Annotated in this window: 17 protein-coding genes; 14 read left to right on the top strand and 3 right to left on the bottom strand. The window is 67.2% G+C overall.

Translation table 11 applies throughout. The annotated features are described in order from the left end of the window. Position 1: 1 nt before the first annotated feature. Positions 2-829 (top strand): phosphonoacetaldehyde hydrolase, encoded by an 828-nt coding sequence (gene phnX / locus J5M67_RS12290; RefSeq protein WP_207885595.1) that lies wholly within the window; start codon positions 2-4, stop codon positions 827-829. A gap of 539 nt (positions 830-1,368) precedes the next feature. Here the strand turns inward: phnX and J5M67_RS12285 are convergent. Continuing rightward, positions 1,369-1,971, bottom strand: coding sequence for a helix-turn-helix domain-containing protein (locus J5M67_RS12285; RefSeq protein ID WP_207885594.1), 603 nt, complete (start codon positions 1,969-1,971; stop codon positions 1,369-1,371). Positions 1,972-2,023: 52 nt separating this feature from the next. On the opposite strand from J5M67_RS12285, the gene rhtA reads away from it, so the two are divergent. Further along, a complete protein-coding gene (gene rhtA, locus J5M67_RS12280; RefSeq protein ID WP_207885593.1) occupies positions 2,024-2,902 on the top strand; it encodes a threonine/homoserine exporter RhtA in 879 nt (292 codons plus the stop codon). A gap of 200 nt (positions 2,903-3,102) precedes the next feature. Here the strand turns inward: rhtA and J5M67_RS12275 are convergent, their stop codons facing one another. After that, positions 3,103-4,506, bottom strand: coding sequence for an MATE family efflux transporter (locus J5M67_RS12275; protein ID WP_207885592.1), 1,404 nt, complete (start codon positions 4,504-4,506; stop codon positions 3,103-3,105). Positions 4,507-4,652: 146 nt separating this feature from the next. On the opposite strand from J5M67_RS12275, the gene pdxB reads away from it, so the two are divergent. Continuing rightward, positions 4,653-5,801 carry a 4-phosphoerythronate dehydrogenase PdxB gene (gene pdxB, locus J5M67_RS12270; RefSeq protein WP_207885591.1) on the top strand — a complete coding sequence of 383 codons (1,149 nt, stop codon included), beginning with the start codon at positions 4,653-4,655 and terminating at the stop codon, positions 5,799-5,801. A 22-nt stretch (positions 5,802-5,823) separates the two neighbouring features. Here pdxB and J5M67_RS12265 read toward each other — a convergent pair whose 3' ends face one another. Then, entirely contained in the window at positions 5,824-5,997 is a 174-nt protein-coding gene (locus J5M67_RS12265; protein ID WP_207885590.1) for a PA1571 family protein, read from the bottom strand. Between the two features lie 238 nt (positions 5,998-6,235). Between J5M67_RS12265 and J5M67_RS12260 the strand changes: the two genes are divergently transcribed. From J5M67_RS12260 to benB, 11 genes are all read left to right on the top strand, one after another. Next, positions 6,236-7,363 (top strand): ATP-NAD kinase family protein, encoded by a 1,128-nt coding sequence (locus J5M67_RS12260; RefSeq protein ID WP_207885589.1) that lies wholly within the window; start codon positions 6,236-6,238, stop codon positions 7,361-7,363. A 171-nt stretch (positions 7,364-7,534) separates the two neighbouring features. Then, on the top strand, positions 7,535-8,665 hold the full coding sequence (locus J5M67_RS12255) for a saccharopine dehydrogenase family protein (protein ID WP_207885588.1): 1,131 nt from the start codon (positions 7,535-7,537) through the stop codon (positions 8,663-8,665). Positions 8,666-8,853: 188 nt separating this feature from the next. After that, positions 8,854-9,411, top strand: coding sequence for an FMN reductase (msuE, locus tag J5M67_RS12250; RefSeq protein WP_207885587.1), 558 nt, complete (start codon positions 8,854-8,856; stop codon positions 9,409-9,411). A 10-nt stretch (positions 9,412-9,421) separates the two neighbouring features. Next, on the top strand, positions 9,422-10,567 hold the full coding sequence (gene ssuD / locus J5M67_RS12245) for an FMNH2-dependent alkanesulfonate monooxygenase (RefSeq protein WP_207885586.1): 1,146 nt from the start codon (positions 9,422-9,424) through the stop codon (positions 10,565-10,567). A 72-nt stretch (positions 10,568-10,639) separates the two neighbouring features. Next, on the top strand, positions 10,640-11,824 hold the full coding sequence (locus J5M67_RS12240) for an acyl-CoA dehydrogenase family protein (protein WP_207885585.1): 1,185 nt from the start codon (positions 10,640-10,642) through the stop codon (positions 11,822-11,824). Continuing rightward, a complete protein-coding gene (locus J5M67_RS12235) occupies positions 11,821-12,939 on the top strand; it encodes a sigma-54-dependent Fis family transcriptional regulator (RefSeq protein WP_207885584.1) in 1,119 nt (372 codons plus the stop codon). The genes J5M67_RS12240 and J5M67_RS12235 overlap by 4 nt, the downstream gene beginning before the upstream one ends. Before the next feature lie 273 nt (positions 12,940-13,212). Then, positions 13,213-14,562 carry an MFS transporter gene (locus J5M67_RS12230; protein ID WP_207885583.1) on the top strand — a complete coding sequence of 450 codons (1,350 nt, stop codon included), beginning with the start codon at positions 13,213-13,215 and terminating at the stop codon, positions 14,560-14,562. A 128-nt stretch (positions 14,563-14,690) separates the two neighbouring features. Further along, positions 14,691-15,647 (top strand): AraC family transcriptional regulator, encoded by a 957-nt coding sequence (locus J5M67_RS12225; RefSeq protein WP_207885582.1) that lies wholly within the window; start codon positions 14,691-14,693, stop codon positions 15,645-15,647. 745 nt (positions 15,648-16,392) lie between these two features. Then, positions 16,393-16,836 (top strand): cupin domain-containing protein, encoded by a 444-nt coding sequence (locus J5M67_RS12220; RefSeq protein ID WP_207885581.1) that lies wholly within the window; start codon positions 16,393-16,395, stop codon positions 16,834-16,836. Between the two features lie 152 nt (positions 16,837-16,988). Continuing rightward, complete coding sequence (gene benA, locus J5M67_RS12215; RefSeq protein ID WP_207885580.1) at positions 16,989-18,356, top strand: benzoate 1,2-dioxygenase large subunit; 1,368 nt, start codon at positions 16,989-16,991, stop codon at positions 18,354-18,356. After that, positions 18,353-18,841 carry a benzoate 1,2-dioxygenase small subunit gene (gene benB / locus J5M67_RS12210; protein ID WP_088417390.1) on the top strand — a complete coding sequence of 163 codons (489 nt, stop codon included), beginning with the start codon at positions 18,353-18,355 and terminating at the stop codon, positions 18,839-18,841. The genes benA and benB overlap by 4 nt, the downstream gene beginning before the upstream one ends. The last annotated feature ends 9 nt before the right edge of the window (positions 18,842-18,850 follow it).

Below are 18,850 nucleotides of genomic sequence, written 5' to 3'. Positions count from 1 at the left end.
GATGAACTACGAACAACCCAAGCAACTGCAAGCCGTCATCCTCGACTGGGCCGGCACCGTGGTCGATTTCGGCTCCTTCGCACCGACCCAGATCTTCGTCGAGGCCTTCGCCGAATTCGGCGTCCAGGTCAGCCTGGAAGAAGCCCGCGGGCCGATGGGCATGGGCAAGTGGGACCACATCCGCACCCTCTGCGACATCCCGGCTATCGCCGAGCGCTACAAGGCCAAGTTCGGCCGCGCCCCGAGCGACGCTGATGTCACCGCCATCTATGAGCGCTTCATGCCGCTGCAGATCGAGAAGATCGCCGAGCATTCGGCGCTGATTCCCGGCGCTCTCGATGCCATCGCTGCGGTACGCAAGCAGGGGCTGAAGGTCGGTTCCTGCTCCGGCTACCCGGCTGTCGTCATGGAGAAGGTGGTGGCCCTGGCGAAGACCAACGGCTACGTCGCCGACCATGTGGTCGCCACCGACGAAGTTCCCAACGGCCGTCCGCACCCGGCGCAGGCGCTGGCCAACGTGATCGCCCTGGGCATCAACGACGTGGCGGCCTGCGTGAAGGTCGACGATACCTGGCCGGGCATCCTCGAGGGTCGCAGCGCCGGCATGTGGACCGTGGCGCTGACCTGCTCGGGCAATGCGCTGGGGCTGACCTACGAGCAGTTCAAGGCACTGCCGGAGGAGAAGCTTGCGCAGGAGCGTCGCCGTATCGGCCAGATCTTCGAGGGTTCGCGGCCGCATTACCTGATCGACACCATTGCCGATCTGCCGGCGGTGATCGTCGATATCAATGCGCGCCTGGCGCGGGGTGAGATGCCGCAGGGCAGCTGATGCTTGGTGTGAATGACGAAGGCCCGCATTGAGTGCGGGCCTTTTTCTTGGGTGTATATGCGCCGCTGCGGAGTGCGCGGGGACTTCCTGTTTCGCCCCCTCGGGCGAGTCCCTTTTGGCAAACGACCCAAAAGGAACCAAAAGGTCTTGCCCCATCATCCGGCCCCGGCTTCGCCGGGGTCCCCTCGCTCCATCTAAGTTTCAGGGGCCCGCCGCGAAGGGCCATCCCTGGCCCATCGCGGCTCTCGCGGCATCCATGCCGCTCAACCCCTGAAACTTCGATTCCACTCGGCCTCCTGAAGGGGCGTTCGGAGTGCGCGGAGGTTTCACTGGAAGTCTTCAGAGCAAAAGCCAAAGCCGGAGATATGAGCTCTTCGTAGGAGCGAGCTTGCTCGCGAACCGCACGGCACGGTATTCCCCCGCAGGAGCGGACCTTGTCCGCGAAATCCACCGCGGATGACTCGGTACCCTATGTGAGCACCGATGTCATGCGCCCACCTAGGAGCGGACTCCGTCCGCGATTCGCTCCCATTGGGCGTTCAATTCACCACGTTCCGCACAAACCGCAACAGCACATCCCCATGGTTCTGGTAGGAAAACGGCTGGTTGCTCTTGAACACATGGAACCCGCCGGCCTCGACCTCCACCGTTTCTTCGGCGAGCACGATGGTCAGCCGCCCCTCGATCACATAGGCCATGTCGTACCAGCCCTCTGCATCCGGTTCGGCGTTGTAGGTGTCGCCGGGAGCGAGCGTCCAGTGCCAGAGCTCGGCCTGGCGCGAAGCGGGGGTGCTGGCGAGGAGGGTGCCGCGGCTGTCGGGCTGCTGGCCGCCCCAGGCCACTGCATCGACGCGGGACAGGCCGCCGGTGGATGGCGGTCGCACCAGGTCGGCGAAGGTGACCTTCAGGGCGGCGGCGATGCGGTCCAGGGTGGCGAGGCTGACGTTGGTGTCGCCGCTCTCGATGCCGACCAGCATCCGCCGGCTGACGCCGGAAGCCTTGGCCAGCGCGTCCTGGCTCAAGCCGGCGCCACGGCGATGCGCCTTCACGTTGTCGGCGACGTGCACCAGCACGCTGGGTCGTTCGGAATTATTGGGCAATATATTGCTCATTCTGGCCTTTTTGCGCATTATGTTGCGCATAACAGTCAATCAAGAATTCCCAACCGTTGCAACGCCTGTTCAGGTCCGCATCATGCCTCGTTCCCGCTTTATCTCCACTGTCCTGCCCGTTTTGCTGCTGATCGTTTCCATGGCGTCGATCCAGTCCGGCGCCTCCCTGGCCAAGAGCCTGTTCCCGGTGGTCGGCGCCGCAGGCGTGACGGCCATGCGCCTGGTGTTCGCCGCGATCATGCTGCTGGCCATCCTGCGGCCGTGGCGTACCTCGCTCAAGGGCAAGGCGCTGACGCCGCTGATTGCCTACGGCGTGACCCTGGGCGGCATGAACCTGATGTTCTACATGGCCCTGCAGACTGTGCCGCTGGGGATCGCGGTGGCGCTGGAGTTCACCGGCCCGCTGGCGGTGGCACTGTACTTCTCGCGCAAGCCGATCGATTTCCTGTGGATCGCCATGGCGGTATTCGGCCTCTGGCTGCTGCTGCCGGTGGGTGACCTGGGCCAGGGCGTGGACCCCAAGGGTGCTGCGCTGGCGCTGGCGGCGGGTGTCTGCTGGGGCATGTACATCATCTTCGGCCAGCGCGCCGGTAACGACCTTGGCGCCCAGGGCGCGGCGCTGGGAGTGACCATCGCGGCGATCTGTGTGGCCCCCATCGGCTTCGCCCAGGCCGGCACCGCGCTCCTGGATACCAGCATCCTGCCGGCGCTGCTGGGTGTTGCGGTGCTGTCCAGCGCGCTGCCCTACACCCTGGAAATGATCGCCCTGACGCGCCTGCCGGCACGCACCTTCGGCACCCTGATGAGCATCGAACCGGCGTTCGGCGCGATCTCCGGGCTGGTGTTCCTCGGCGAGCAGCTCACCTCGCTGCAGTGGCTGGCCATCGCCGCGATCATCTTCGCCTCGGTGGGCACCACGCTGAGCAGCCGACCGGAGCAACCGGCGCTGGTCACTGACTGAATCCTTGCTGTGTAACGAACAAGCCGCCTTTGGGCGGCTTTCTGCCTTTGTAGGATGGGTGGAGCGCAGCGATACCCATGCTGTCCGTGCACGGGATTGATGGGTATCGCTGCGCTCCACGCCATCCTACGTGGTGTTTTTCCTGTGAGATTGGCAGACGAAAAAGCCGCCCTTGGGCGGCTTTTTTGCATCCTGCAGAATTACGCCGCCGTGCGCATCTCGTTCAGCACGATCTGCCGCCTGGCACTGCGCGCCAGGCGGATGCACAGCATCACCGCCGCGCAGGTCAGGCCGACGATCAGGCCTTCCCACAGGCCGCGCGGCCCGGTGGGTTCCTGCAGCCAGTGGGCCAGGCCCAGGCTGTAGCCCACCGGCAGGCCGATGCCCCAGTAGGCGAACAGGGTCATGATCATGGTCGCGCGGGTGTCCTGGTAGCCGCGCAGGGCGCCAGCAGCGGTGACCTGCACGGCGTCGGAGAACTGGAACAGCGCGGAGAACACCAGCAGCGAGGCGGCCAGCGCCAGTACTTCCGGGTCCTGGGTGTAGAGCGCGGCAATGTGTTCGCGCATCAGCAGCATGCCGCTGGCGGAAATGAACGCGTAGGCGAGCGCCGCGCCTATGCCGACGCCGGCGACGAAGCGCGCATCGCGCGGTGTGCCGGCGCCCAGCGCCTGGCCCACGCGTACCGTGACGGCCATGGCCAGCGAGTAGGGGATCATGAACACCAGCGCGCTGAAGTTCAGCGCCACCTGGTGGCCCGCCACCACTTTCTCGCCCAGCTCGCCGATCAGCAGGGCGATCACCGAGAAGATGCTCGACTCGGCGAAGATCGCGATGCCAATCGGCAGGCCCACACCCACCAGGCCACCGATCACCTCGGGCTTGGGCAACTCCCAGTGGGCGAACAGCTGGCTCGGCTTGTAGACCTTCGCCCAGTTCACCCAGAACAGCATGCCCAGCAGCATGAACCACATCACCGAGCCGGTGGCCCAGCCGCAGCCGGGACCGCCGAGCGCCGGGAAGCCGAGGTGGCCGTAGATCAGCATCCAGTTGATCGGAATGTTCAGCATCAGCCCGCAGATGCCCAGCACCATGCTTGGCCGGGTACGCCCCAGGCCGTCGCTGTAGCAGCGCAGCACGTGGTACAGCGCCACCGCCGGCAGGCCGCAGGCGATGCCGCGCAGGTAGAAGCAGCTGGGTTCGATCAGCGCTTCCTCGACTTTCATCGCCCGCAGCACCGGTTCGGAGAGGAACCACAGGACCGCCGCCGCCAGCGGGCCGACTAGCAGCGCCAGCCATAGCGCCTGGCGCACCAGCGGGCCGGTGCCGGGCTGGTCGCCGGCGCCGTAGCGCTGAGCCACCTTGGCGGTGGTGGCGAGCAGGGTGCCGGTCATCAGCAGGAAGATCGGAATCCAGATCGAGTTGCCCAGCGCCACCGCCGCGAGGTCACGCGGCCCCACGCTGCCGGCCATCACCGCATCGACGAAGCCCATGGCGGTGGTCGCCACCTGGGCAATCATGATCGGCGTGGCGAGGCTGAGCAGTTCCTTGAACTCGACGAGGACGCGCCGTCCACGGGAGATGGGCTGGGCGATGCTGGTCACGGCGATCCTTTTCTGGCAGCAGGAAGCGGAGGGAAGCCGGCCAGTTTACGACTTGTCAGTCTGGTCAGGAAAGCATTGGTGCAAGTTGCGGGACCGCGCGCGGGCGCGCTGGTAAAGTAGCCGGTGCCGATTTCTGGAGTCAGTCCATGCGTATCCTTGCCGATGAAAACATTCCCCTGGTCGAAGCCTTCTTCGGCGGTCACGGTGAAATCCGTCGCCTGCCCGGACGCGGCATCGACCGCGCCGCCCTGGGCGATGCCGAGGTGCTGCTGGTGCGTTCGGTGACCGACGTCAGCCGCGAACTGCTCGAAGGCAGCCAGGTGAAGTTCGTCGGCACCTGCACCATCGGCACCGATCACCTGGACCTCGACTATTTCGCCGAGGCCGGCATCGCCTGGTCCAGCGCGCCGGGCTGCAACGCCCGTGGCGTGGTGGACTGGGTGCTGGGCAGCCTGCTGGCGCTGGCCGAAGTGCACGGCGCCAGGCTTTCCGAGCGTCGCTATGGCGTGATCGGTGCCGGCCAGGTCGGCGGTCGCCTGGTGGATGTGCTGCGTGGGCTGGGGTGGGACGTGCGCGTCTGCGACCCGCCGCGTGCCGCCGCCGAGGGCGGTGACTTCCGCAGCCTGGACGAAGTGCTGCGCGAGTGCGACGTGATCAGCCTGCACACGCCGCTGACCCGCGATGGCGAGTACCCGACGCGCCACCTGATCGACGCACAGCGCCTCAAGGCGCTGCGCCCCGGCACCTGGCTGCTCAACGCCAGCCGTGGCGGCGTGGTGGACAACACGGCGCTGCGCATCCACCTGGAATCCGGCGCGGATATCGACGTGGCGCTGGACGTCTGGGAAGGCGAGCCGGAAGTGAACGTGCAACTGGCCCAGCGCTGCCGCATCGCCACCCCGCACATCGCCGGCTACAGCCTGGACGGCAAGCTGCGCGGCACGGCGCAGATCTACGACGCCTTCTGCGCCTGGCTCGGACGCGCGCCGGAGGTGAGCCTGGACGATCTGCTGCCGGCGCAATGGCTGGCCGAACTGAGCCTGAAGGAAGAGTGCGACCCGGACTGGGCGCTGGCCATGCTGTGCCGCGCGGTGTACGACCCGCGCAGCGATGACGCGGCCTTCCGGCGCAGCCTGGTGGGAGATACGGCAACGCGGCGCAAGGCGTTCGATGCCCTGCGCAAGCACTACCCGCCGCGGCGGGAAATCACCGGGCTGTGGGTGGACATCCAGGGCGAGGCGCCGCGCCTGGAAAGCCTGCTGACGGCGCTGGGCGCCAATCGGGTCGGGGAATAATAGGGCAGGGGCGCCCGCGCACTCATCGGCGCGGCGGCTCGCTGCTCTTGTCCAGCTCGCGGCAGGCGCGCTGGATCATGTCTTCGGTGATCGGAATCTCGCGGCCCTGGGCGTCGATGATAGAGCCGCCCACCGGCTGCTGCGGATCACGGGGGGCCGGGCGGGGGGCGGGGGTCTGATGATGTTGCAAGCTCATGGCCAATCTCCTCTACAACGGTTGAATGCAGTCTAGGCAGATCACATGAAACCTCGGTGACAAAGGCCGTCGCGGACGGCGGCGGAGAATCGTCACCAACAGCGGCAGACGACTGTGCGCTCGCAGGATTGGCAGGTTGCGTGCCAAGCGCGAGGCCCCGGTCTACTGCATGTCGTTATAGTGAAGGTCGACCCGGCGTTGCACCGGCCGTTCGATCTGGAATCCCTTCGAGGTGAGTATGGACGGCTTTCGCGTAGGCCTGATCATCAATCCGCTGGCCGGTATCGGCGGACCGACAGCGCTCAAGGGCAGCGACGGCGTTGCCGAACTGGCCCTGGCGCGCGGCGCGCAGCCCCGCGCGGCGGAGCGCACGCGGGTGGCCCTGGAGCAACTGCTGCCGGTGCGCGAGCGCCTGGAGTTCCTCACCTTTCCGGGGCCGATGGGCGCCGATCTGCTGGCGGACATGGGCTTTTCCCATCGGCTGGTCGGTGCCTTGGAGCGGGAGCAGAGCAGCGCGGCGGATACCCGTCATGCAGTGCAGGCCCTGCAGGATGCCGGCGTTGCGCTGATCCTTTTCGCCGGCGGCGACGGCACCGCGCGCGACGTTGCCGAAGTGGCGCGCGAGGGCCAGCCGGTGCTGGGGATTCCCGCCGGGGTGAAGATCCACTCCGGGGTCTACGCCATCAGCCCGCGCGCCGCCGGTGCGCTGGCGTTGCGGCTGGTCGAGGGCGGGCTGGTGCGCCTGACCCACGGTGAAGTGCGCGACCTTGACGAAGCCGCCTTGCGCGACGGCCGCGTGGCCGCGCGCTGGTACGCCGAGCTGACGGTGCCCGAAGAAGGGCACTTCATGCAGCACGTCAAGCAGGCCGGCATGGAGACCGAGGAGCTGGTATTGGCCGACCTCGCGGCCTGGCTGGAGGACAGCTGGGAGGAGGGCGTGCGCTACGTCTTCGGCCCGGGCTCGACCCTGCACGGGCTGGCCGCCGACCTGCACCTGGAGACCACGCTGCTGGGCGTGGACGTGATCGAGAATGGCGAGGTGATCGCCCGCGACGTCACCGAATCGCAACTGTTCGAACTGGTGGACGGGCATCCTGCCTTCCTGCTGATCACCGCCATCGGCGGCCAGGGCCACATCCTCGGTCGCGGCAACCAGCAGATCAGCCCGCGCGTGCTGCGTGCCATCGGCATCGAGCGCCTGCGGGTGATCGCCACCAAACGCAAGCTCGGCACCCTCGAAGGCCGGCCGCTGCTGGTGGACAGCGGCGACGCGGCGCTCGATGCGAGCTTCCCGGCGGCGGTGCGGGTGTGGGCCGGTTACAAGGAAGAGCTGCTCTATCCGCTGGGCTGGGGGCCCGAGGCCTGAGAGCACTTTCGCGCCAGCCACCGGTACGCTGGTGAAGCCTCACTTCCTTGATCTAGACTCCAGCGCCTCGCCGAGGCGGGCAGGGTGCAGGGCAATGATTGACCGAGGCGGCCTGGTGCAAGCAGGGATGAGGGAGGCCGGCATGACGCCGGCGGATGCAAGGGAGTATCGATGTCCGTGTCTGTTGTTGAATCGTCGTTTCGCGTCCTGGTACTGGGCGGCTACGGCAATTTCGGAAGCCTGATCGTTCGCCGCCTGAGCGGGATCGACGGGATTCGCGTGCTGGTCGGCGGGCGCGACCAGAAGCGCGCCAGTGCCCTGGCGCGCGAAGTCGGCGGGGAGGCGGTGTGCCTGGACATGAACCAGCCGACGCTCGCCGGTCGCCTCAATGAACTCAAGGTCAATCTGGTCATTTCCACCGCCGGCCCGTTCCAGGGCCAGGATTACCGTGTCGCCCGTGCCGCCATCGGTGCGCGGGCGCATTACATCGACCTGGCCGACGCGCGCGGCTTCGTCTGCGGTATCGGCGAACTCGACCGCGCCGCTCGCAGCGCCGGGGTGCTGGTATGCAGCGGCGCCAGCTCGGTGCCGGCGCTGGCCGCCGCCGTCATCGACGAGTTGCGCCCGCGCTTCCAGCGCCTGGACAGCATCCACCATGGCATCAGCTCGTCGGCGAAGATTCCCGGCCAGGCCACGGTGTCGGCGGTGCTGGGCTACTGCGGCAAGCCGCTACGCCAGTGGCGCCAGGGCCGCTGGCAGAACGTGCATGGCTGGCAGGGCCTGAGTCGCCATCGCTTCCCCAGGCCGTTGGGGCGCCGCTGGCTGGCGCATTGCGATGTGCCGGACCTGGAGCTTTTCCCGCAGCGCTACCCCGGCGTGCAGGAGGTGCGCTTCTCCGCCGGGCTGGGCCTGAGCCTTACCCAGTTCGGTACCTGGGGCCTGTCCTGGCTGGTGCGCGCGCGAGTGCTGAGGAATGCCGCCGCGTTGAGCAACAGCCTGCACCGGCTGGCGGTGGCGATGCAGCCACTGGGCGACGGGCGCAGCGGCATGTTCGTCAAGCTGCAGGGCGTGGGTGGCGACGGCAGGCCCCTGGCGCTGTGCTGGGAAATGCTGGCGCAGCAGGACCACGGCCCGAACATCCCCTGCATGGCGGCGGTGGCGCTGGCGCGCAAGCTGGCTGCCGGGCAGTTGCGCCAGCGCGGCGCGATGCCCTGCGTCGGGTTGCTGAGCACCGACGAGTACGTGGCCGAACTGGAGGGCCTGAGCATCTCCCATGGCCTGCGTGAGCTGGGCGCTCATTGAGGCGCAAGTGTTGCTCAGGCAACAGTCGATCAGCAGCACTGTTGCCTGGATGACATAAGGGCCCGGCGAAACCTCGCCGAACTGCCCTGAAATCGCACATTTTCCTGTTGATACGGCCCCTTGCGGGGGTTGGTACGGCCCTTGCTCAAGGCCTCTGAACCTAGCGCAACAGTCAACAGGGAAAACCCATGACCAGCCCCATCAAAGTGGTCGCCGTCTCCGGCGGCACCTATCGTCCCTCGCGCACCCTGGTGCTCACCAATGCCGTGCTCGACGCCCTCGGCGAGCAGCTTCCGGTGCAAGCCCAAGTGATCGAGCTGGCCGACATCGCCCGCCCGCTGGGCGCCGCGCTGTCGCGCCAGGAACTCTCCGCCGAGCTGGAGCAGACCCTGCGCGAGATCGAAACCGCCGACCTGCTGGTGGTGGCCTCGCCGGTCTACCGCGGCTCCTATCCGGGCCTGCTCAAGCACCTGTTCGACCTGGTGGACATGAACGCCCTGATCGACACCCCGGTGCTGCTCGCTGCCACCGGCGGCAGCGAGCGCCACGCGCTGGTCCTCGACCACCAGCTACGCCCGCTGTTCAGCTTCTTCCAGTCGATCACGCTGCCCATTGGCGTGTATGCCAGCGAAGGCGACTTCGCCGACTACCAGATCACCAGCGACACCCTGCGCGCCCGCATCCAGCTGGCCGCCGAGCGCGCCGCGCCGCTGTTCGCCCGCCCGCAACTGCGCAAGACCGCCTGAGGAGCCATCGATGAACGTATTCTGGTTCCTGCCCACCCACGGCGACGGCCACTTCCTCGGCACCAGCGAGGGCGCCCGCCCGGTGTCGCTGCCGTATCTGAAACAGATCGCCCAGGCCGCCGATTCCCTCGGCTACTACGGCGTGCTGATCCCCACCGGCCGCTCCTGCGAGGATTCCTGGGTGGTCGCCTCGGCCCTGGCGCCGCTTACCGAGCGCCTGCGCTACCTGGTGGCGATCCGTCCGGGGATCATCTCGCCGACCGTTTCCGCGCGCATGGCCGCGACCCTGGATCGCCTGTCCGGCGGCCGGCTGCTGATCAATGTGGTCACCGGCGGCGACCCGGATGAAAACCGTGGCGACGGCATCCACCTCAGCCACGCCGAGCGCTACGAAGTCACCGACGAATTCCTGCGCATCTGGCGCCGCGTGCTGCAGGGCGAGTCCGTGGACTTCGCCGGCAAGCACCTGCAGGTGGAGAACGCCAAGGCGCTCTATCCGCCGATCCAGAAGCCTTATCCGCCGCTGTACTTCGGTGGCTCCTCCGCCGAGGCCCACGACCTGGCCGCCGAGCAGGTAGATGTCTACCTGACCTGGGGCGAGCCGCCGCAGGCCGTCGCGCAGAAGATCGCCGACGTGCGCGAGCGTGCCGCGAAGCAGGGCCGCAGCGTGAAGTTCGGCATTCGCCTGCACGTGATCGTCCGCGAGACCGCCGAGGAAGCCTGGAAGGCCGCCGACAAGCTGATCGCCAACATCTCCGACGAGACCATCGCCAGCGCGCAGAAGTCCTTCGCCCGCTTCGACTCCGAGGGCCAGCGGCGCATGGCCGCGCTGCACGGCGGACGCCGCGACCAGCTGGAGATCTATCCCAACCTCTGGGCCGGCGTCGGCCTGGTGCGCGGCGGCGCCGGCACCGCGCTGGTGGGCGACCCGCAGCAGGTCGCCGAGCGCATCAAGGAGTACGCGGACCTCGGCATCGACAGCTTCATCTTCTCCGGCTACCCGCACCTGGAAGAGGCCTACCGCTTCGCCGAGCTGGTCTTCCCGCTGCTGCCCGAGCCCTATGCGAGCCTCGCCGGGCGCGGCGTGACCAACCTCACCGGGCCGTTCGGCGAAATGATCGCCAACGATGTACTGCCGGCGCGGGCTGCGAGCTGAGGCGCTGTTCATTGGGCCCCCGCGAACGCGGGGGACCCAGAAAGCGATTAACCCATTCAGAAGGAAGCGAGCGTGAACGCCAAGACGCGTCTCGACGCACAGACACCCGGGCAGATCGCCCAGCGCCTGGCCGCCGGTTTCGCCGAAACCGCCGCCGAGCGCGATATCCGTGGCGGCACGCCGAAGGCCGAGCGTGACGCGCTGCGCCAGAGCGGCCTGCTGTCGCTGATCATCCCCAGCGAATACGGCGGCCTGGGCGCCGACTGGAGCACCACGCTGGACATCGTTCGCCAGTTCGCCGTGGTCGACAGCTCCATCGCCCACGTATTCGGCTTCCAGCACCTGATGCTGGCCACCGTGCGGCTGTTCTCCCGCCCCGAGCAGTGGCAACCATGGTTCGAGCTGACCGCGCGCAGCCAATGGTTCTGGGGCAATGCGCTGAACCCGCTGGACACCCGCACCCTCTCGCGCACCTTCGCCGGCTGGCGCGAGTTCTCCGGGCGCAAGAGCTTCTGCTCCGGCGCGCTGGATTCGGAAATGCTCATCGCCTCGGCACTGGACGGCGAGGGCGGCAAGCTGCTGATCGCCGCCATCCCCACGGCGCGCAGCGGCATCAGCCTCGCCCACGACTGGGACAACATGGGCCAGCGCCAGACCGACAGCGGCAGCGCCACCTTCGAGCGCGTGCGGGTGGAGGAGAGCGAGCTGCTGCTCGATCCGGGCCCGCTGAGCACGCCCTTCGCCTGCCTACGTCCGCTGATCGCCCAGCTGATCTTCACCCACGTGTTCCTCGGCATCGCCGAAGGCGCCTTCGAAGAGGCCCGGCAGTACACGCTCAAGGAGGCCCGCCCGTGGTTCCGTTCCAGCGCCGCATCGGTCGGTGAAGACCCCTACGTGCTCGCGCATTACGGCGAATTCTGGGTCGGCCTGGAAAGCACCCGCCTGCTGGTGCGCCGTGCCGCTCAGCTGCTCGACGAAGCCTGGAGCAAGGGGGCGGCGCTGGACGGCGAGGAGCGCGGCCGGCTGGCCGTGGCCATCGCCACCGCCAAGGTCGCGGCGACCCGCAACGGCCTGGACATCTGCAATCGCCTGTTCGAGGTCACCGGCGCGCGCTCCACCCACGCCGCGCTGCGCATCGACCGCTACTGGCGCAACCTGCGCACCCAGACCCTGCACGACCCGGTGGACTACAAGGTCCGCGAGCTGGGCGACTGGGCGCTGAACCAGCAACTGCCGCAACCGACCTTCTACTCATGAACGCGACCACTCCCGAGGGTCTGCTGACCCTGCCCAAGTCCCCCGCGCTGGCCACCTCCATCCGCGCAACGGCCCAGGTCTTCGAGGACCCCAAATCCCAGGCGCTGCTCGATCACCTGCAGCAGGTCGCACCCAGCGAGGCCAGCGTGCTGATCATCGGCGAGACTGGCACCGGCAAGGAGCTGGTGGCGCGGCACATCCACAACCTCAGCGCGCGGCGCGGCGGGCCCTTCGTGGCGGTGAACTGCGGGGCCTTCTCCGAATCCCTGGTGGAGGCCGAACTGTTCGGCCACGAGAAGGGCGCCTTCACCGGCGCGCTGGCGGCCAAGGCCGGCTGGTTCGAGGAGGCCGACGGCGGCACGCTGTTCCTCGACGAGATCGGCGACCTGCCGATGCCGATCCAGGTCAAATTGCTGCGCGTGCTGCAGGAGCGCGAAGTGGTGCGCCTGGGCTCGCGCAAGAGCATCCCGATCAACGTGCGGGTACTGGCAGCCACCAACGTGCAGCTGGAGAAGGCGATCAACGCCGGGCATTTCCGGGAGGACCTGTATTACCGGCTCAATGTGGTCAGCCTGGAGCTGGCGCCGCTGCGCGAGCGACCCGGCGACATCCTGCCGCTGATCCGCCACTTCATCGCCGAGTACAGCCGGCGCCTGGGCTACGGCCCGAGCCAGCTCAGCGCGGAGGCGGCGCAGAAACTGCGCAGTTACTCCTGGCCGGGGAATATCCGCGAGCTGGAAAACGTCATCCACCACACCCTGCTGATCTGCCGCGACGGCGTGGTGCGTGCCGAGGACCTGCACCTGTCCAACCTGCGCATCGAGCGCAGCGAGGAGCCAAGGCTGGAAGCCCTCGGCGCCGAGCAACTGTTGCAGCAGGCCTTTCAGCGCCTGTTCGAGGAGCAGGGCGGCAACCTGCACGCTCGGGTCGAGGATGCGCTGCTGCGGGCGGCCTACCGCTTCTGCCACTGCAACCAGGTACACACGGCGAACCTGCTGGGGCTGACCCGCAACGTCACCCGCACCCGGTTGATCGATATCGGCGAGCTGGTGGTGAACAAGCGGCGCGGCGCTTCCGAAGTCGATCCTGACCGGGTGGTACGCCTGTCGATCTAAGCGCCAGCTCCTGCACTGGCCCCCAGCGAAGCTGTTCGCTGATCGAACGCATAGGCGGTTATCGAATTGAACCGCCCGGTGACTCTCCGTACTGTTGCCCCAACCCCGCCCAGCCAGGCGGGGTAATAACAACAATGAGCGTCAGCCAGGGCCTTCAGTGCCTGCCATGTTGCCGGTCCGTGCGTCCTCCGGCTTGCGCCTCATTCCTGTCCGTCCAAGGCAGTCTCGGTGACTCGGCACTGCTGCGACGAACCCTTCGCAGGAAGACTTCGCATGACCAGCTCCGCCCACGTGCCCGCTGCCGGCACCCTCGACGTCCAGTCCTTCATCAACGCCCAGCCGCTGTCGCTGTACCAGTGCCGCATCGTGCTGCTGTGCTTCCTCATCGTCTTCCTCGACGGCCTCGACACCGCTGCCATGGGCTTCATCGCCCCGGCGCTGACCCAGGACTGGGGCATCGACCGCGCCAGCCTCGGCCCGGTGATGAGCGCCGCGCTGATCGGCATGGTGTTCGGCGCCCTGGGTTCCGGCCCGCTGGCCGACCGCTTCGGGCGCAAGGGCGTGCTGGTGGTCGCGGTGTTCCTGTTCGGCTTGTTCAGCCTGATCTCGGCGTTCAGCGCCAACCTCGACCAGTTGCTGGTCCTGCGCCTGCTGACCGGCATTGGCCTGGGTGCGGCCATGCCCAACGCCACTACGCTGCTCTCCGAGTACACCCCCGAACGCCTCAAGTCGCTGCTGGTGACCAGCATGTTCTGCGGCTTCAACCTGGGCATGGCCTCGGGCGGTTTCGTCTCCGCCAAGCTGATCCCGGCCTACGGCTGGCACAGCCTGCTGCTCCTCGGCGGTGTACTGCCGCTGGTGCTGGCGGTGGTACTGCTGGTGTGGCTGCCGGAGTCGGCGCGATTCCTGGTGGTGCGCAACCGCGGGGCGGACAGGGTGAAGCGCGTGCTGGCGCCCATCGCGCCGGCCGAGGTGGTCGCCGCGCGTGATTTCAGCGTGCCCGAGCAGAAGACGGTGCAGAGCCGCAACGTGTTCAAGGTGATCTTCTCCGGTACCTACAGCGCGGGAACCCTGCTGCTGTGGCTGACCTATTTCATGGGCCTGGTGATCGTCTACCTGCTCACCAGCTGGCTGCCGACCCTGATGCGCGACGCCGGCGCGAGCATGGAGCAGGCCGCCTTCATCGGCGCGCTGTTCCAGCTCGGCGGAGTGCTCAGTTCGGTGGCGGTGGGCTGGGCCATGGACCGCTTCAACCCGCACAAGGTGATCGGCATCTTCTACTGCCTGGCCGGTGTGTTCGCCTACTGCGTGGGGCAGAGCCTGGGCACCGTCACCCTGCTGGCGACCCTGGTACTGGCCGCCGGCATGTGCGTGAACGGTGCGCAGTCGGCCATGCCGTCGCTGGCCGCGCGCTTCTACCCGACCCAGGGCCGCGCCACCGGGGTGTCCTGGATGCTCGGCATCGGCCGCTTCGGCGCCATCCTCGGTGCCTGGATCGGCGCGACCCTGCTGGGCCTGGGCTGGAACTTCGAACAGGTGCTGACCGCGCTGATCGTCCCGGCGGCCATCGCTACCGCCGCGGTGGTGATCAAGGGGCTGGTGAGCCACGCTGACGCCACCTGAAGGTAACGCGGGACGGGGTGAGTGCGTTGCCATTCATCCCGGCCCCGTCCGCTCTTCGTGCCGCTCGCATAGACTGGTGCGACCGCGGCGCAGATCGCGGCAGCCGAGAACAACCCTGAGTGCCTTGTATGCAGAACCTGCTGAGCGAACGTAGCCGAGTGTTCGAACGCGCCGACCCCTACGCGGTGTCCGGCTACGTCAACCAGCACGTGGGCACCCACGACCTGCGCCTGCCGGCCCACGGCTATCCGCAGGCCAGCCTCAACCACCGGCGCTTCGCCAGCCTCGACCTGTGTCGCATCAGTTATGGCGGCGCGGTGCGCGTCACCTCGCCGGCACTGGAAAGCATCTTCCACCTGCAGATACTCCTGAGCGGTCACTGCCTGTGGCGCGGCCAGCGCCAGGAGCACTACCTAGCGCCGGGCGAGCTGCTGCTGATCAACCCGGACGATCCGGTCGACCTGACCTACTCGGACGACTGCGAGAAATTCATCCTGAAGGTTCCGGTGACCCTGCTCGAAGCCATCTGCGCCGAGCAGCGCTGGAGCCATCCGCGCGCCGGCGTGCGCTTCACCGAGAACCGCTACCAGCTGGGCGAGTTGGAAGGCTTCGTCAACCTGCTGTCGATGGTCTGCCAGGAGTCCGAGGCCAGCGAGCGCCTGGCGCGGGTAGACGAGCACTACCAGCAGATCGTCGCCAGCAAGCTGCTGACCCTGCTGAAGACCAACGTCAGCCGCGAGCCCATCGCCGGCGCCAGCGTTTCTTTCGAGCGCCTGGAGGCATACATCGAGGGTCACCTGCGCGAGGACATCGATGTCGAGGTCCTGGCCCACCAGGCATCCATGAGCCTGCGTTCGCTGTATGCGCTGTTCGAGCGACAGGCGGGCACCACGCCGCGCCAGTACATCCGGCGCCTCAAACTGGAGCGCATTCGTGCCTGTCTGAGCGATCCGGCGTGCCCGGTGCGCAGCGTTACCGAGCTGGCGCTGGATTATGGCTTTCTGCATCTGGGGCGGTTCTCGGAGAGCTATCGGCAGCAGTTCGGGGAACTGCCGTCGGAGACGCTCAGGCGCCGGGGTTTATAGCTGTAGGAGCGGGCCATGCCCGCGATCGCGCGCATGGCGCGCTCCTACGGGCTGACTCCGACGTTTTCTTTTACGTAGGAGCGGACTCCGTCCGCGATGTTCTTGCCTCGGGTTGGGTATTCCTGCGCCGCTTCGGTATGCGCGCGGACTTTGTGTTTCGCCCCCTCGGGCGACCCACTTTGGCAAACGACCCAAAGTGGGCAAAGGTCTTGCCCCATCATTCGGCCCCGGCTTCGCCGGGGTTCCCTCGCTCCATCGAAGTTTCAGGGGCCCGCGTTGACGGGCCATCCCTGGCCCGACAACGCTCTCGCGGCATCCATGCCGCTCAACCCCTGAAACTCCGATTCCGCTCGGCCTCCTGAAGGGGCGCTCCGGCGTGTGCGGAGATTTCTCTGGAAGTCTTCAGAGCAAAACCCAAAGCCGGAGATATGGGCTCTTCGTAGGAGCGAGCTTGCTCGCGAACCGTACGGCACGGTATTCCCCCGTAGGAGAGACGGGGGCGCCTAGCCCTTGTCCGCGAAATCCATCGCGGCGGAGTAAGGCGCTCAAGGTGACCTCATTGTTGTGCGCGCAGACGTCCCTGGCGCCGGCCCTGCCGGCGCATCGCGGATAAGATCCGCTCCCACGAAAGCCCCCTGTTCCGGACGGCCCTGCCGTTCTTCCGATTCCCCGCCCGGCCCGCGCCGATGAACTCTACTGAAAAGAGGCGTGCGCACGTTGCGTCGCCCCAGGGGAGGCCACTTCCATGAGCTCCAACCCGTTCATCCTCACGCCGGGCGAGCGCAGTCCGGCCCTCAACGTCGTCGGCATCCGCATCAACGTCCTGGTGTCCGATATCGATTCGGCGGCGCAACGGATCACCTATCAGGAGGGCGGGGAGGGCGCCGGTCCGCCGCTGCATACCCATGACTGGGACGAGTCCTTCTACGTGCTCAAGGGCGAAGTCGTCTTCACCGTCGCCGGGCGTACCGCCGCCTGCCAGGCCGGCACGCTGATCCATATCCCCGCAGGCACCCTGCATGGCTTCAACTTCGGCCCCGGTGGCGGCGAGATGATCGAGATCACCGGCGCCGGCAGCCAGGCCATCGAGATGTTCCGCGCCCTGGACCGCGAAGTGCCGCCCGGCCCCGTGGACGTCCCGAAAACCGTGCAGGTCGCCGGCGAATACGGCGTCGTCTTCCACCTCTGAGCCCCTTGCTGGCGGCTCGCAAAAGGGTCGCCAGCCCACCTGCCGTTCGCGCCTGCAGAATCTGGATAGCACTCTGCACAAAGCGGATATTGCCCCCGCCAACCCAGCCATAACCTGAGCCTGCCTGAACAAAAACAACGGAGGCCCCGGCCATGTCCCTGGGTATCGACTACTTGCGTTCGCTGCTCGAAGAAGACCCCGAGAAGGGTGTCTACCGCTGCCGGCGGGAGATGTTCACCGACCCGCGCCTGTTCGACCTGGAGATGAAGCACATCTTCGAAGGCAACTGGGTCTACCTCGCCCATGAAAGCCAGATCCCCGAGAAGAACGACTTCCTGACCACCATGATCGGTCGCCAGTCGGTCTTCATCGCCCGCAACAAGGAAGGCCAGCTCAACGCCTTCCTCAACGCCTGCAGCCACAAGGGCGCCATGCTCTGCCGGCACAAGTCCGGCAACCGCGCGAGCTACACCTGCCCGTTCCACGGCTGGACCTTCAACAACTCCGGCAAGCTGCTCAAGGTGAAGGACCCGGCCGAGGCCGGCTACCCGGAAGGCTTCAACTGCGAAGGCTCCCACGACCTGACCAAGGTGGCGCGCTTCGAGTCCTACCGCGGCTTCCTCTTCGGCAGCCTGAAGGCTGAGGTCAAGCCGCTGGTGGAGCACCTGGGCGAGTCGGCGAAGATCATCGACATGATCGTCGACCAGTCCCCCGAAGGCCTGGAAGTGCTGCGCGGATCAAGCAGCTACATCTACGAAGGCAACTGGAAGCTCACCGCCGAGAACGGCGCCGACGGCTATCACGTCAGCTCTGTGCACTGGAATTACGCCGCCACCCAGAACCAGCGCCAGCAGCGCGAGGCCGGCGAGGCGGTGAAGACCATGAGCGCCGGCGGCTGGGCCAAGCAGGGCGGCGGTTTCTACTCCTTCGACCACGGCCACCTGCTGCTCTGGACCCGCTGGGCCAATCCCGAGGCGCGCCCGGCCTTCGAGCGCCGCGACGAACTGGCCCGCGACCATGGCCAGGCCCGCGCCGACTGGATGATCGAGAACTCGCGCAACCTCTGCCTGTACCCCAACGTCTACCTGATGGACCAGTTCAGCTCGCAGATCCGCATCGCCCGGCCCATCGACGTCAACCGCACCGAAATCACCATCTACTGCATCGCGCCTAAGGGCGAGAGCAGCGAGGCGCGCGCCCAGCGCATCCGCCAGTACGAGGATTTCTTCAATGTCAGCGGCATGGCCACGCCGGACGACCTCGAGGAGTTCCGCTCCTGCCAGCAGGCCTACCAGGGCAGCGCCGGCGGTTGGAACGACCTGTCGCGCGGGGCGCAGCACTGGATCGAAGGCGCCGACGACGCGGCGCGGGAGATCGACCTGGTGCCGGCGCTCTCCGGCCTGCGCACCGAGGACGAGGGCCTGTTCGTGCTGCAGCACCAGTTCTGGCAGCAGACCATGATCGACGCGCTGGCCGCCGAGCAGGCCAACCGAATCGCCGTGACAGAGGAGGGTGTGTGATGAGCCGCTACGAGACCGTCCGCGACTTCCTCTACCGCGAAGCCCGCTACCTCGACGACAAGGACTGGGACGCCTGGCTGGAGCTGTACGCCGCCGACGCCACCTTCTGGATGCCTGCCTGGGACGACCGCGACCAGCTCACCGAAGACCCGCAGCGGGAAATCTCGCTGATCTGGTACGGCAACCGTGGCGGCCTGGAAGACCGCGTGTTCCGTATCAAGACCGAGCGCTCCAGCGCGACCCTGCCGGACACCCGCACCTCGCACAACCTCAGCAATATCGAGGTGCTCGGCGAGGCCGACGGGCAGTGCCAGGTGCGCTTCAACTGGCACACCCTGAGCTTCCGCTACAAGACCGTCGACAGCTACTTCGGCACCAGCTTCTACACGCTCGACGTGCGTGGCGAGCAGCCGCTGGTGAAGGCGAAGAAGGTGGTCCTGAAAAACGACTACGTCCGCCAGGTCATCGACATCTATCACATCTAACTTCGCCGG

It is taken from the genome of Pseudomonas sp. 30_B (genome assembly GCF_017491605.1).
Classification (GTDB): domain Bacteria; phylum Pseudomonadota; class Gammaproteobacteria; order Pseudomonadales; family Pseudomonadaceae; genus Pseudomonas.
Note: the sequence above shows the minus strand (reverse complement) of the source record. Positions and strands in the feature narration are given on the sequence as shown.